The sequence below is a fragment of the Duganella sp. Dugasp56 genome (assembly GCF_047304105.1).
Lineage (GTDB): Bacteria > Pseudomonadota > Gammaproteobacteria > Burkholderiales > Burkholderiaceae_D > Rugamonas > Rugamonas hordei.
On sequence record NZ_JBGLYQ010000004.1, the window covers coordinates 14060 to 28273 of the forward strand.

At 65.3% G+C, this 14214-nt stretch carries 15 protein-coding genes; 10 read left to right on the forward strand and 5 right to left on the reverse strand.

The window, feature by feature from the left end:
* Nucleotides 1-15: 15 nt before the first annotated feature.
* Nucleotides 16-1656, reverse strand: coding sequence for a DUF1302 domain-containing protein (locus tag ACCD07_RS03215; RefSeq protein WP_413446486.1), 1641 nt, complete (start codon nt 1654-1656; stop codon nt 16-18).
* A gap of 124 nt (nt 1657-1780) precedes the next feature.
* Here ACCD07_RS03215 and ACCD07_RS03220 point away from each other — a divergent pair, with 124 nt between their 5' ends.
* Nucleotides 1781-2713: a LysR family transcriptional regulator gene (locus ACCD07_RS03220; protein ID WP_353397767.1), complete on the forward strand. Its 933-nt coding sequence runs from the start codon at nt 1781-1783 to the stop codon at nt 2711-2713.
* 140 nt (nt 2714-2853) lie between these two features.
* The gene (locus ACCD07_RS03225; RefSeq protein ID WP_353397769.1) at nt 2854-3642 is read left to right on the forward strand and encodes a cyclase family protein; all 789 of its coding nucleotides are present in this window, start codon (nt 2854-2856) and stop codon (nt 3640-3642) included.
* A gap of 18 nt (nt 3643-3660) precedes the next feature.
* Here ACCD07_RS03225 and ACCD07_RS03230 read toward each other — a convergent pair whose 3' ends face one another.
* Nucleotides 3661-4836 (reverse strand): ABC transporter substrate-binding protein, encoded by a 1176-nt coding sequence (locus tag ACCD07_RS03230; protein WP_413446487.1) that lies wholly within the window; start codon nt 4834-4836, stop codon nt 3661-3663.
* 206 nt (nt 4837-5042) lie between these two features.
* Here ACCD07_RS03230 and ACCD07_RS03235 point away from each other — a divergent pair, with 206 nt between their 5' ends.
* Entirely contained in the window at nt 5043-6134 is a 1092-nt protein-coding gene (locus tag ACCD07_RS03235) for a porin (RefSeq protein ID WP_353397774.1), read from the forward strand.
* Here ACCD07_RS03235 and ACCD07_RS03240 read toward each other — a convergent pair.
* Nucleotides 6131-6970: an IclR family transcriptional regulator C-terminal domain-containing protein gene (locus ACCD07_RS03240; protein ID WP_116988973.1), complete on the reverse strand. Its 840-nt coding sequence runs from the start codon at nt 6968-6970 to the stop codon at nt 6131-6133. The genes ACCD07_RS03235 and ACCD07_RS03240 overlap by 4 nt on opposite strands.
* A 135-nt stretch (nt 6971-7105) precedes the next feature.
* Between ACCD07_RS03240 and ACCD07_RS03245 the strand changes: the two genes are divergently transcribed.
* The 7 genes from ACCD07_RS03245 (at nt 7106) to ACCD07_RS03275 (ending at nt 13041) form a co-directional block, all read left to right on the forward strand.
* A complete protein-coding gene (locus tag ACCD07_RS03245; protein ID WP_413446488.1) occupies nt 7106-7771 on the forward strand; it encodes a 3-oxoacid CoA-transferase subunit A in 666 nt (221 codons plus the stop codon).
* Nucleotides 7768-8412 carry a CoA transferase subunit B gene (locus ACCD07_RS03250; protein WP_176650287.1) on the forward strand — a complete coding sequence of 215 codons (645 nt, stop codon included), beginning with the start codon at nt 7768-7770 and terminating at the stop codon, nt 8410-8412. The genes ACCD07_RS03245 and ACCD07_RS03250 overlap by 4 nt, the downstream gene beginning before the upstream one ends.
* A gap of 11 nt (nt 8413-8423) precedes the next feature.
* Nucleotides 8424-9626 (forward strand): 3-oxoadipyl-CoA thiolase, encoded by a 1203-nt coding sequence (gene pcaF / locus ACCD07_RS03255; protein WP_413446489.1) that lies wholly within the window; start codon nt 8424-8426, stop codon nt 9624-9626.
* 68 nt (nt 9627-9694) lie between these two features.
* Nucleotides 9695-10561 carry a branched-chain amino acid ABC transporter permease gene (locus ACCD07_RS03260; RefSeq protein WP_353397782.1) on the forward strand — a complete coding sequence of 289 codons (867 nt, stop codon included), beginning with the start codon at nt 9695-9697 and terminating at the stop codon, nt 10559-10561.
* Nucleotides 10558-11592: a branched-chain amino acid ABC transporter permease gene (locus ACCD07_RS03265; RefSeq protein WP_176650290.1), complete on the forward strand. Its 1035-nt coding sequence runs from the start codon at nt 10558-10560 to the stop codon at nt 11590-11592. Before ACCD07_RS03260 ends, ACCD07_RS03265 begins: the two co-directional genes overlap by 4 nt.
* Nucleotides 11589-12347: an ABC transporter ATP-binding protein gene (locus tag ACCD07_RS03270; RefSeq protein WP_176650291.1), complete on the forward strand. Its 759-nt coding sequence runs from the start codon at nt 11589-11591 to the stop codon at nt 12345-12347. The genes ACCD07_RS03265 and ACCD07_RS03270 overlap by 4 nt, the downstream gene beginning before the upstream one ends.
* The gene (locus ACCD07_RS03275) at nt 12340-13041 is read left to right on the forward strand and encodes an ABC transporter ATP-binding protein (protein ID WP_413446490.1); all 702 of its coding nucleotides are present in this window, start codon (nt 12340-12342) and stop codon (nt 13039-13041) included. The genes ACCD07_RS03270 and ACCD07_RS03275 overlap by 8 nt, the downstream gene beginning before the upstream one ends.
* Before the next feature lie 45 nt (nt 13042-13086).
* On the opposite strand, the gene ACCD07_RS03280 is transcribed toward ACCD07_RS03275, so the two are convergent.
* Together ACCD07_RS03280 and ACCD07_RS03285 are read right to left on the reverse strand one after the other, a co-directional pair.
* The gene (locus ACCD07_RS03280) at nt 13087-13548 is read right to left on the reverse strand and encodes a cache domain-containing protein (RefSeq protein WP_353397786.1); all 462 of its coding nucleotides are present in this window, start codon (nt 13546-13548) and stop codon (nt 13087-13089) included.
* A gap of 110 nt (nt 13549-13658) precedes the next feature.
* Nucleotides 13659-14153 (reverse strand): MarR family winged helix-turn-helix transcriptional regulator, encoded by a 495-nt coding sequence (locus ACCD07_RS03285; protein WP_176650294.1) that lies wholly within the window; start codon nt 14151-14153, stop codon nt 13659-13661.
* Between the last annotated feature and the right edge of the window lie 61 nt (nt 14154-14214).

Here is a 14214-nt window from a genome sequence, read left to right on the forward strand (position 1 = left end):
TCTCCTGTGTGGTTATTAGAAGGTGCGGCGCAGCGACAGCGCGAGGTAATCGCGGTCGGCCAGCGCGTTGCCGCTGCTGTAGACCGGGGCGCCATTGGTCAGCAGCGGGCGGTAGTTGACGAAGGGTTCGGCCTTGCCCAGGTATTTGTTGTAGCTGATGGAGAACTGCCACACGCCCTGGTAGGTGCCGTCCAATCCCAGCGTGGCGGTGCCGCTATGCTTGGCGCCCCAACCCAGGCCGGTGACCGAGGAATTGCCGTCGACGACGTAGCGCAGGCCGAGCGGCACGTTCAGGTCCAGGCCGGGCAGCGCCTGGCGGTAGCTCGGCGTGTAGATCACTTGCAGCGCCGTGGCGTCGCGCGTGCGCAGGCCGTCCATGGTGTGGAACGGATCGTCCTGCGACAGCGCGCGGTTCCAGGCCAGCTCGCCGATCAGCGACGATTCGCGCGCCAGCCAGTTCGGGCTCAGGGTGCTGAGCCAGGACAGGTTGAGGTGCGCGGTATGGCCGGTGGCGTAGGCCGGCGCGGGCTGCACGTTCGGATAGACCACGTTCTGGTTCGTCAGCGGCATGTTGTTGCGTACCGATGCCTCCAGCGCCAGGCTGCTGTTGCCGATCGCGTGAGTGGCGCTGACGCCCCAGGTGGTGATCGCCTCCGGGAAGATGTAGTACCAGCTGCCCGGGGCGGCGCTGGTGACATTCAGCTGCGAGTAGAACTGGCCGGCCTTGTCGTGGTAGCGCGCGGCGTAGAATCCGAGGTCGGTCTCGTCGAGACGCCATTTGAGTTGGGCGCCGAACTGGCCGCTGTTGGACGGGCGCTGCGCGGCGCCGGGCAGCAGCACGCTGCCGTTGATGAACTCCGGCAGCGTCGAGCCGCCCCAGATATTGTTGGAGGTGTTGAAGTAGCTGCCGGCCGGTGCCATGCGGTCGGCCTCCCAGCGGAACTGGTAGTAGGCGCCCAGGCTCAGGTCCGGGCTCAGTTGCAGCTGGCTGGAGACCTGCGGCACCGGCCGGATGATTTCCTTGAACTGGGCGTTGGGCGAGGACTGCAGCTTCATCACGTCGATCGGCCCTTGCGCGCGGGCGATGCCGTTGTCGCCGAAAAACAGCGTCTCGCCGTACACCAGCGCGTGCTGGCCCAGGCGCACGCTCAGCTTGTGGCCCGGGCTCAGTTCCCAGCCGCCGAAGATGAAGGCGTCCAGCACCTCGGCCTTGCGGCCGGCCAGCTTGCGGGTGGCGTCGGGCATGGCGTTGTACGGCGTCTGGCCGTTCAGGGTGTCGCTGGCGTCGGTGCTGCCGCCGTAGGCCTGGTCGTACCAGGCGGCGCCGCTCAGGCGCAGGCCGAAGTCCTTGCGGTAGACGGCGTCGAATTCGCTCAGCAGGTCGACCCGCTTGGAGACCCAGCCCTTGTTGCGGAAGTTGTCGTCGCCGGCGTTGAAGTTCAGCGCCTGCGGGAAGGCCGATGCCGGCACGCCCGGCACCAGTTGGCGGGTGCTGTCGACCAGCAGCGGATTGGCGTCGTGCAGGCGGTACAGCGCGCTGGCCTTGACGGTGTTGTCGAAGCGGATGCTCCAGTAGGGATTGGCCAATTCGATTTCGGCGGCGTGGCCGGCGCCGGCTGCCAGCGCGGCTGCCAGCACGGTCAGGGTTTTGTTCATCTCGGTCTCCATCGTTGTTTTTTGTTTGGAGTGCCCAGTTTGCCGATGCCGGCTATATGTGTAAAATTGATTGTATGCATTCGAAGTATCGATACCATGGATACATTAAAAACAGGGAGACCGCATGCGCTTCAACAAGCTGGATTTGAATCTGCTGGTGGCGCTGGACGCCATGTTCACGCTGCGCAGCGTCAGCCGCGCGGCCGAGCAGCTGCACATGAGCCAGTCGGCGCTCAGCAGTTCGCTGGCGCGCCTGCGCGACTATTTCGACGACGAGCTGCTGGTGCAGGTCGGGCGCCACATGGAGTTGACGCCGCGCGCCGAGGTGCTGCAGGAAGCGGTGCGCGATGTGCTGGTGCGGGTCAATACGACGATCACGGCCACGCCGCACTTTGATCCGACGCAGTCGGACCGCGAGTTCCGCATCTTCGTGTCGGACTTTTCGATGGCGGTGCTGGTGCCGCACTTGCTGGCGCTGGCGCAGGAGCAATCGAGCACGGTGCGCTTCCACCTGCTGCCGCAGACGCGCCAGCCGCAGCGCACACTGGAGCAGGGCGACGCCGACCTGCTGGTGATCCCGCAGGATTACTGTTCGCGCGATCATCCGACCGAGCCGCTGTTCGAGGAGCAGTTCTGCTGCGTGGTGTGGAACGGCAGCCGCTACGCGGCGGCCGGCGAGATGACGCTGGACGCCTACAAGGCGGCCGGCCATGTGGTGATGCAGCCGCCCGGCATGGACCGCACCTTCGAGTACCTGTTCATGGAGGGAACCGGCATCACGCGTCGGGTCGAGGTGACGTCGTTCAGCTTTCTGGGGGCGCCCTACCTGGTGGTGGGCACCGAGCGCGTGGCCACCGTGCACCGCCGGCTGGCGGGCGTGGTGAGCCGCGGCCTGCCGCTGGCGCTGCTGCCGATGCCGATGCCGATGAAGCGCATGGAACAGGTCATGCAGTGGCACAAATACCGCAGCCAGGACCCGGGCCTGGTGTGGCTGCGCGAACTGCTGCACCAGGCGGTGCTGCGCATGGATGCCGCCGCCCTGGGCGGAAATACCTAGCGCCGATCGGCGGCGGGGGCCGCCTCTAGCGCGGGGCGGCGATCGTATCGAAGCGGTGGATGGATGGGATCGACACAAGTGATTGTACAAAGGCGGCTCGCGGCGCTTAGCATAGGCATCCAATCACTGAAAGGAATTCCATGCCGCGCCGTTTCGTCGACCTGTCGATCTATCTTGAAAATGACGTGCTGTCCGATCCGCCCATGCTAGCGCCCAAGATCGAGTACCAGAGCCACAAGGAGACGCTGGGCGAATTCATGCATCTGCTGCCCGGCACCAAGCCGGGCGACTTCCCGGACGGCGAAGCCGCCGCCGCCGAGTGGGTGCGCCTGACCACGCACAGCGGCACCCATCTGGACGCGCCCTACCATTTTCACTCGACCATGAACCGCAAGCTGGGCGAGGCGGAGCGCTCGATCACGATCGACGAAGTGCCGCTGGAATGGTGCTTCCAGCCGGGCGTGAAGCTCGACTTCCGCCATCTGCCGGACGGCCACGTGGTCAGCGCGGCGGAAGTGGAGGCGGAACTGGCGCGCATCGGCCACACCCTGCAGCCACTGGAAATCGTCGTGGTCAACACCCGCGCCGGCAGCCGCTACGGCCATCCCGACTACGTCAACGCCGGCTGCGGCATGGGCTACGAGGCCACCATGTACCTGCTGGAACGGGGCGTGCGCCTGACCGGCACCGATGCCTGGAGCTGGGACGCGCCGTTCAGCTTCACCGCGCAGAAGATCCAGGAAACCGGCAACGTGGGCCTTATCTGGGAAGGCCACAAGGCCGGCCGCGACATCGGCTACTGCCACCTGGAGAAGATGCACAACCTGGAGTCGCTGCCGCCGACCGGCTTCACCATCAGCTGCTTCCCGCACAAGATCCGCGCCGCCTCCGCCGGCTGGACGCGGGCGGTGGCGATCTTCGAGGAGTAGGGCGCGGGCCCCGGCTTCCTATTTGCCGGGGTCTTTCTGGTTGGCGAACTGGTCGAATTCGACGTTGTAGAGTTCATTGCCGATCTTTTCAACCTTGCGCACGTAGACCGTCTGCACGATGTCGCGGGTTTGCGGATCGATGGCGATCGGTCCGCGCGGGCTGTTCAGCTTGAGGTTCTTCAGGATGGCCATGGCCTGGTCGCCGTCGATCTTGCCGTTCAATTTGCGCGTCACTTCATAGATCGCCGCCATGCCGTCATACGCCGCCACCGCCATGAAGTTGGGACGGCCCGCACCGGGATTGGCGCTCGCAAAACTCTTCAGGAAGGCCGCGTTCTCCGGCGACTTGTGCGCCGCCGAGTAGTGGAAGGTGGTGATCACGCCCAGCGTGGCGTCGCCCATGGCCGGCAGCACGTGGTCGTCGGTCAGGTCGCCGGTGGCGATGACCTTGATGCCGGCTTCGGCCAGCCCGCGCTCGCGGTAGCCCTTCATGAAGGCGATGCCTTGCTCGCCGGCCGGCACGAAGATGAACACCGCGTCCGGCTTGGCGTCCTTGATGCGCTGGATGTAGGGCGCGAATTCCGGATTGCGCAGCGGGACGCGGATCGCCTCCGTCACCGCGCCGCCGCCCTTGACCAGCTCATTCTTGAAGGCCGCTTCGGCGTCGATGCCGGGGCCGTAGTCCGCCGCCAGCGTCACCACCTTCTTGATGCCGTTCTTCGCCGCCCACGTCGCCATCGGCGCGGAGATCTGCGGCAGCGTCATCGAAAAACGCGCGATGTAGCTGGACTTGGTGGTGATGATCGACGTCGCCGCGTTCATGACGATCATCGGCTTCTTCGCCTGCTCGGCGATGGGCGCGACGGCCAGCGCCTCCGGCGTCAGGCCGAAGCCGGCCAGGAAGTCGACCTTGTCGCGCACCACCAGTTCCTGCGCCAGCCGCTTGGCGATTTCGGGCGAGGGGCCGGTGGTGTCCTTGTAGATGATCTCGATCTTCTTGCCTGCGACGGTGGCGCCGTTCTGCGCCATCCACGCCTTGATGCCGCCCTCCATCTGCTTGCCGTAATCGGCGAAGGGACCGGAGAAGGCGGCGATCACGCCGACCTTGATGGTGTCCTCGGCTTGCGCAAGCGGCATCGCCGACCACGCGGCGGTGGCGAGTGTCGCAATTGCTACAAATTTTTTCATCGTCATGCTGGTCTCCTGTGTGCTTCTGTTTTCTCTATGAAGAATGGCCCGGCGCGGCGTGTGTCGGCGACGACGGGCTTCAATTCTGCCACGCGGCGTTTGTTGACAGCGCAACGCTTCATGCATAGTATCCAATCTATGTGCGATTAACAACCTATTGTTCGATAATCGCACATCTTAAAATAACGACTGTCACATAACAGGAGACTGGAATGAAGAACGCAATCCGATGCGCCGCGGCGCTGTTGGCCGGGGTCAGCGCGTCCGCCGCCATGGCGCAAAGCAGTGTCACGGTGTACGGCCTGGTGGATACTGGCCTGGTCCGCACGACCAACGCCAACGCCGCCGGCGCCAGCATCACCAAAATGCCGTCGCTGACGGGATCTTTCCCTTCGCGGCTGGGCTTCCGCGGCAACGAGGACCTGGGAGACGGCTTGCAGGCGGTGTTCACGCTGGAGATGGGGCTGTCGATGGACACCGGCAACATGGGCCAGGGCAACCGCCTGTTCGGCCGCCAGGCGTCGGTGGGATTGAAGGGCGCTTTCGGCACGGTGACGCTGGGCCGCCAGATCAATATGACCTATCTCGCCGGGATCAAGGCGGACGTGCTGGGGCCCAACCTGTTCGCGATCGGCAGCATCGATCCCTATCTGCCGAACGCGCGCAGCGACAACGCCATCGGCTACCTGGGCAACTTCAACAACTTCGTGGTCGGCGCCACCTACAGCACCGGGCGCGATTCGTCGGCCGCCGGCGGTCCCGCCGCCACCGGCTGCCCTGGCGAAGTGGCCGGCAATGCCAAGGCCTGCCGCCAGGTCACCGGCATGGTGGGCTACGAGACCAAGGAATTCGGCCTGAATACTTCCTACGACATCATGTACGGCAACGTCGGCGCGGCCGGCGGCCTGACCAGCAGTGACAACAGCGACAAGCGCATCACCGTCAACGCCTATGCGATGGTGGGGGCGGCCAAGATCGGCGGCGGCGTGGTCGATCGCACCACGCGCGCGGTCACCGGTCTGACCGAATCGGATCTGTATTTCCTGGGGGTGAGCTATCCGGTGACGCCGCTGTCCACGCTGGACGTGCAGGTGGCGCGCCGCGACACCAAGAACAGCAGCTCGGACGTGGACATGGTGGTCGCCCGCCTGACCTACTACCTGTCGAAGCGCACCGCCGTGTATGGCGCATTGGGCCGCATGAAGAACTCCGGCACGTCGGCGGTGGCGCTGGACGCCGGCGGTACCGTGGGTGTGGGCATGACGCAGAACGGTGTCATGGCCGGCCTGCGCCACAGCTTCTAAGGCAGCAGTATCGAGAGTTCCTGGGCTCCGCGCAGCAGCACGGGCAGGAACTCTTTTTCCAGTTGCTTGACGCTGACGCGCGACGCCTGCGCGCCCACGTTGAGCGCCGCCAGCACCGTGCCGGACGCGCCGCGCACCGGCACGGCGATGGAACGCAATCCCAACTCCAGTTCCTCGTCGTTGATGGCGTAGCCGGCCTGGCGCACGCCGGCCAGGATCTCGCGCAGCCGCTTCTGGTTGACCACCGTGTTTTCCGTCATCGGCCGCAGCGCGGTGCGGGCCAGGTACTGGTCCAGCTCCGCCGGGGGCAGGTGCGCCAGCATCACGCGGCCCAGCGAGGTACAGTAGGCGGGCAGGCGGCTGCCGGTGTTCAACGCCACCGACATTACGCGCGAGGTGGCGGCGCGTGCCACGTAGAGCACCTCGTCGTCATCCAGCACCGCCAGCGAACTCGATTCGTTCAACGCGCGGCTGATGTTGTTCAGATAGGGTTGGGCCGACACCGTCAGCGGCGTCGACGACAGGTAGGAATAGCCCAGCGTCAGCACCTTGGGGCGCAGCGAGAAATTGTTCAACTCCGCATCCACGTAGCCCAGTTCGCGCAGCGTGTGCAGGCAGCGCCGTACGGCGGCGCGCGGAATGCCGGTTTTCTGGCTGATGTTGGCGATGGTCTGCGGCTTGCGCGAATCGCTGAAGGCGCGCACCACGGCCAGGCCGCGCGCCAGCGAGGTCATGAAACTGGGATCGGTCAGCGCGTCGATCTGCTCGGAGATGCTCGGTTCGTGCTCCGGCTCGGCCTCGGCGACGCTGGTTTTGGGTTTGGTGGTCTTGGACATGGCGTGATTTTAATGCAGCCGGCGGGTTCGATAGGTGTTTTTTTGTTGACCGCGGCGAGCTTACGTTGCTACACTGAGTGTGCGGTAATCAATCATTAGTTCGATTATCGCACAATGAACAGAAAAGGCAGGCATATGATCGACAAAACATTTGCATCACTGGAGCACGCCGTGGCCGACATCCACGACGGCGCGACGGTCATGATCGGCGGCTTCGGCAACGCCGGCATGCCATCCGCGCTGATCGACGCGCTGATCGCGCAGGGCGCGCGCGAGCTGACCATCGTCAACAACAACGCCGGCAACGGTGAAACGGGGCTGGCAGCCCTGATCAAGGCCAGGCGGGTGCGCAAGATCATCTGCTCCTTCCCGCGCCAGGCCGACTCCCATCATTTCGACGCGCTGTACCGCGCCGGCGAGATCGAACTGGAGCTCACTCCGCAGGGCAACCTGGCCGAGCGCATCCGCGCCGCCGGTGCCGGCATCGGCGGTTTCTTTTCGCCGACCGGCTACGGCACGCTGCTGGCGGAGGGCAAGGAGACGCGCCTGATCGACGGCCGCCACTATGTGCTGGAATCGCCCATCCACGCCGACTTCGCGCTGATCAAGGCGCTGCAAGGCGACCGTTGGGGCAACCTGGTGTACCGCAAGACCGCGCGCAACTTCGGCCCCATCATGGCGATGGCGGCCAAGACCACCATCGCCCAGGTGCGGCAGGTGGTGGCGCTGGGCGAACTCGATCCCGAAACGATCATCACCCCCGGCATCTTTGTCCAGCGCGTAGTGAAGGAGGCGGCATGACCAACAAATATACCCGCGACCAGATGGCCGCCCGCGTGGCGCAGGACATACCCGAAGGCGCCTACGTCAACCTGGGCATAGGCTTGCCGACCAAGGTGGCCGATCATCTGCCGGCCGAGCGCGAAGTGTTCCTGCACAGCGAGAACGGCCTGCTGGGCATGGGCCCCGCGCCGGCGCCCGGCGAGGAAGACGAAGACCTGATCAACGCCGGCAAGCAGCCGGTCACGCTGCTGACGGGCGGCGCCTACTTCCACCACGGCGACTCCTTCGCCATGATGCGCGGCGGCCACCTGGACGTGTGCGTGCTGGGCGCCTTCCAGGTGGCGGAAAACGGCGACCTGGCCAACTGGCACACCGGCGCGCCGGATGCGATACCGGCGGTCGGCGGCGCCATGGACCTGGCGATCGGCGCCAAGCAGGTGTTCGTCATGATGGAACATCAGACCAAGGGCGGCGAGAGCAAGATCGTCAGCCGGTGCAGCTATCCGCTGACGGGCGTGGCCTGCGTCAACCGCATCTATACCGACCTGGCCGTGCTGGACGTGACGCCGGCCGGCCTGGCGGTGCGCGAGATGGCGCCGGGATTGACTTTTGAAGAGCTGCAGGCCGCCACCGGCGCGCCCTTGCTGCCGCTGAAATAGGAGAGGACGACATGAACGAAGCATATATCTGCGATGCTGTGCGCACCCCGATCGGCCGTTACGGCGGCGCGCTGAAGGACGTGCGCGCCGACGACCTGGGCGCCGTGCCGCTGCGCGAACTGATGCGCCGTAATCCCGGCGTGCAGTGGGACCAAGTGGACGACGTGATCTACGGCTGCGCCAACCAGGCCGGCGAAGACAACCGCAACGTGGCGCGCATGTCGGCGCTGCTGGCCGGGCTGCCGCAGGAGGTGCCGGGTTCCACCGTCAACCGCTTGTGCGGCTCGGGCATGGACGCCATCGGCACGGCGGCCCGCGCGATCCAGGCCGGCGACGCCTGCCTGATGATCGCCGGCGGCGTGGAGTCGATGACGCGCGCGCCTTTCGTCATGGGCAAGGCCGATGCGGCGTTCACGCGCAGCGCGTCGTTGCAGGACACCACCATGGGCTGGCGCTTCATCAACAAGGCGCTGAAGGAAGCCTACGGCGTCGAGACCATGCCGGAGACGGCGGAAAATGTCGCCGCTGACTATGGCGTCAGCCGCGCCGACCAGGATGCGTTCGCGCTGGCCAGCCAGAACAAGACCGCCGTCGCCATCGCCGAGGGCATTTTCCAGCGCGAGATCGTGCCGGTGCCGCTGCCCCAGAAAAAAGGCGATCCGCTGCTGTTCACGCAGGACGAGCATCCGCGCGCCACCACCATCGAGGCGCTGGCCAAGCTGAAAGGCGTGGTGCGGCCCGACGGCAGCGTCACCGCCGGCAACGCCTCCGGCATCAACGATGGCGCCTGCGCGCTGCTGATCGCCAGCGGCGAGGCGGCCGGACGGCACGGCCTGAAGCCGCTGGCGCGCATCGTCGGCATGGCAACGGCAGGCGTTGCGCCGCGCGTGATGGGCATAGGCCCGGTGCCGGCGGTGCAAAAGCTGTTGCGCCAGACCGGCCTGACGCTGGAGCAGATGGACGTGATCGAACTGAACGAAGCCTTTGCCGCACAGGGCCTGGCCGTGCTGCGCCAGCTTGGCCTGCGGGACGACGATGCGCGCGTCAATCCCAATGGCGGCGCCATCGCGCTGGGCCATCCGCTGGGCATGAGCGGCGCGCGCCTGGTGAGCACGGCGACCTACCAGTTGCATCGTACTGGCGGCCGTTATGCGCTATGCACCATGTGCATAGGCGTGGGGCAGGGCATTGCGATGATCATCGAAAGAGTGTGATTCAATGTAGTGTGTAGAGAAGTGGTGGAGACAAAAATGAAAAAACAAAATCAAGACTGGAGGCCGACATGCTAGCCAATTTCGCCGGCGTGCTGTTTGACGGCATCGCCTACGGCAGCCTGCTGTTCCTCATCAGCGTCGGCCTGTCGGTCACGATGGGCATGATGAACTTCATCAACCTGGCCCACGGCGCCTTTGCCATGCTGGGCGGCTATGTCAGCGTGACCGTGCTGGCGCGGCTGGGCGTGCCGTTCCTGGCCTCGCTGCCGCTGGCCTTCCTGGCCTCGGCCGCGGCCGGACTGGTGCTGGAGCGGCTGCTGTACCGCCGCCTGTACCGGGCCAGCCACCTGGACCAGGTGCTGTTCTCGATCGGCCTGACCTTCATGTCGGTGGCCGGCGCGACCTGGCTGTTTGGGCCGTCGCAGCAGCCGGTGACGCTGCCGGACTGGCTGCGCGGCCAGGTGCCGCTGTTCGGGCTAGAAGTGGGCGCCTATCGATTGTTCCTGATCGGCGTGGTGGTGCTGGTCACGCTGGCGCTGGGACTGCTGATCGAACGGACCCGCTTCGGCGCGCAGATCCGCGCGTCGGTGGACAACCAGACCGCGTCCGCCGGCCTGGGCATCAATGTCGGCCTGGTGTTCAGCCTGACCTTCGCGCTGGGCTCCGGCCTGGCGGGCCTGGGCGGCGGTCTTGGCATCGACGTGCTGGGCCTTGATCCCACCTTCCCGGTCAAATACATGGTTTACTTCCTGCTGGTGGTCGCCGTGGGTGGCGCCGGCACCATCAAGGGGCCGCTGCTGGCGGCGCTGATACTGGGCGTATTCGACGTGGCCGGCAAATACTACGTGCCGCAGGTGGGCGCCTTCGTCATCTACGGCTTGATGGTGGTGCTGCTGATCCTGTTCCCGGCCGGCCTGATAAGGAGAAAAGCATGAACGCCTTCGCCGAAGCCGCCGTCAAACCGGCGCACGCCGCCACCAACCAGGCACCTGGCATGAACCCACTCCGTTTGCCCAACGACCGCTGGTCGCCGCTGGAAATCGCCTTCTGGCTGCTGCCGGTGGCTGCGTACTTCGCCTTCCCCGGCTATCTGGTGCTGATCAGCCAGATCATGATCGTCGGCCTGTTCGCCTTGTCGCTGGACCTGATGCTGGGCTACGCCGGCATCGTCTCGCTGGGCCACGCCGCTTTCTTCGGCTTGGGGGCCTACACCGCCGGGCTGCTGTCGGTGCACGGCTGGAGCGAGCCGCTCAGCGGCCTGCTGGCCGGCGCCGTGGTGGCTGGCCTGTTCGGTTTCGTCGTCTCCTTCCTGGTGGTGCGCGGACAGGACCTGACGCGGCTGATGGTCACGCTGGGCATAGGCCTGATGCTGTTTGAGGCGGCCAACAAGGCTTCCTTCCTCACCGGCGGCGTGGATGGCTTGTCCGGCATGATGGTCGGTAAATTGTTCGGCGCCTTCGAGTTCGACTTGAACGGAAATGTCGCCTACTGCTACAGCTTCGCCGTGCTGTTCATCGTGTTCGTGGTGTTGCGGCGGGTGGTGAAGTCGCCGTTCGGCTTGAGCCTGATCGGCATCCGCGAGGGCGCGCGCCGCATGCCGGCGCTGGGTGTCAACGTCAACCGCCGGCTGGTGGCCGTGTTCACGCTCGCCGCCACGGTGGCCGGCCTGGCCGGTGCCCTGCTGGCGCAGACTACGCAGTTCGTGGGACTGGACTCGCTGGGCTTTCCTCGCTCGGCCGAGCTGCTGATCATGCTGGTGCTGGGCGGGACCGGCCGCCTGTACGGTGCACTGGTCGGCGCCGCCGTGTTCATGCTGGCGCAGGACTATATCGCCGGTCTCAATCCGGCCTACTGGCAGTTTTATATCGGCCTGCTGCTGATGGTGATCGTGCTGTTCGCGCGCGGCGGCATCCTGGGTGGGCTGGAAAAAATGGCATCGCGTTTCAAACGGAAGGAGCAGGCATGAGTCAGGACATTACACTGCGCACGGAAGGCCTGACCAAGCGCTGGGGGCCGTTCGTCGCCAACAGCGACGTCAGCCTGACCTTCGAACCCGGTGCGCGTCACGCGCTGATCGGTCCCAACGGCGCCGGCAAGACCACCTTCATCAATCTGCTGACGGGCGGCTTCATGCCCAGCAGCGGCAAGGTCTACCTGGGCGGCGAGGACATCACGCACCTGCCGCAGCACCAGCGGGTGGGGCGCGGCATGACGCGCACCTTCCAGCTCAACACGCTGTTCGCCGGCATGACGGTGCTGGAATCGGTGGCGCTGGCGATCTGCGAGCGGCGCGGCCTGCAATCGGTCTGGTACAAGACGGTCGCCAAACATGCCGACGTGATCGACGAGGCGATGGCCTTGCTGGCCACGCTCAAGCTGACCGACCAGGCCAACAGCGTCACGCGCAGCATGGCCTACGGTAAGCAGCGGCTGGTGGAAATCGCGCTGGCGCTGGCCACCAGGCCGCGCATCCTGCTGCTGGACGAGCCGGCCGCCGGCATCCCGCAGGCGGAAAGCAAGGAGCTGTTCGAGGTGCTGGCGCAATTGCCGCGCGATGTGACGGTGCTGTTCATCGAACACGATATGGGACTGGTGTTCCGCTTCGCCGACCGTATCACGGTGATGGTGGGCGGCAAAGTGCTGACCGAGGGCACGCCGGCGGAGATCGCGGCCGATCCGCGCGTCAAGGAAGTTTATCTGGGGGAGGCCGAACATGGGTGAGCTGCTGGCGCTCGATAAAGTCACCGCCGGTTACGGCGAGTCCATCGTGCTGGAAGAGGTGTCGTTCACGCTGAACGAGGGCGACAGCCTGGCGCTGTTGGGCCGCAACGGCGTCGGCAAAACCAGCCTGCTGGTAACGCTGATGGGATTGACGCGGCTGCACGGTGGCGGCATTCGCTGGGCAGGCGATGACATCGCGCGCATGCCCACGCACCGGCGCGCGCGCGCGGGCCTGGGCTGGGTGCCGCAGGAGCGGCATATGTTCCCGTCGCTGACGGTGGAGGAACATCTGACGGTGGTGGCGCGTCCCGGCCGCTGGAATCTGCAAAAGGTCTACGAGATATTCCCGCGCCTGGCCGAACGCCGCACCAACATGGGCAACCAGTTGTCCGGCGGCGAGCAGCAGATGGTGGCGATTGCGCGGGCACTGATGACCAATCCGCGCATCCTGCTGCTGGACGAGCCGATGGAAGGCCTCGCCCCCATCATCGTGCAGGAGCTGGTGCGGGTGATACGCCGGCTGGTGCAGGAGGAGGGCATGTCGGTGATCGTGGTCGAGCAGCATGCGCGGCTGGCGTTGTCGCTGACCCAGCGCGCCATCGTGCTCGATCGCGGCCGCATCGTCCACGACTCGGACAGCGCCAGCCTGCTGGCCGACGGCGACAAGCTGGATCGCCTGGTCGCCGTGGCCTGAGGCTTTTGTGCTGATGGCGGCATCCGGCGTGCCGCCATCGGTTTATTATTTCTTGTCGTAGATGCCGACGCTGACCATGTATTTGTCGTCCACCTTGCGCACGAAGGCGGACTTGGGTTCAAGCGCCTTGGACGTCGGATTTGGCCACACATAGTCCACCCAGCCCGGTTTGCCGGACTGGGCGACCTTCCTCATCTCCTGGGTGAAGTATTTGCCGTTGGAGTCTTTCAGCTCGGTCATGTCCTTGCCGTTCATTTTCGGCAGCAGGGGATGGCAGACCATCTTGCATTGCATGTCCTGCACCACGACATACACCTCGCCCTGGATATAGCCTTGCTTGGGATCGGCGAACTCCTTGCAGGCTTCGTCGACGCCTTTTTTCTGGATGTTGGCCGCCGCCTTGTCCGCGAGCTCGATGGCTGCGGTCTTGGCGGCGTTTTGCGCGAACGCGGGCAGGGTGGGGACAAGCAGCATGGCGGTCAGGCCGGCGATGGCGTAGCGTTTCATAAGGTCTCCTGTTGTAGTCATGGGCGCACCCGGATGCCGGGCGGCAGACCATGATACCTCAAGGCTGTGCGATTAAAGCACTATTGTGCGGTAGTCGAACACTATGTTTTTCAGCTTTCCTCGCGCGCGGCGGGCACGGCCTTGCTCAGCGGCGCGCGGCTTTGTTCGTTGTTTTCCTGCACCAGCTTGGTCAGCAGCTCCATGAATTTCAGCTGCTCCGGGCCGCTGAGCGGGGCCAGCAGACGGCGCCGCAAGCGCTGCGATCCTGGAATCAGATCGGCCAGCAGCTGTTCGCCGGCAGCGGTGATGGTCAGGGCGCGCTGGCGGCGGTTGGTCGGAATGACGGTGCGGTTCAGCAGTCCCTTTTCTTCCAGCCGCCCGCAGACGGTGGCGCCGGTGGAGGTATCGATGCCGCTGATGGCCGACAGCGATACCTGGTCGATGCCGGCGTGGCTTTCCAGATTGCGCAGCATCGCGTACTGCACCGGGGTCAGCTCGTCGCCCATTTCGTCGTAAAAAATCGACACCGAGATTTGCTGCGCCCGGCGCAGCAAGTGGCCCGGGTGTTCGTACAGATTGGTCAATTGGCTCTCTGTTTCAGGCATGGCGTGGTCTCCGCGTGCGCGGTGTAAAAAAGAATTCGTACCGGGTGTTTACTTTGCCGGT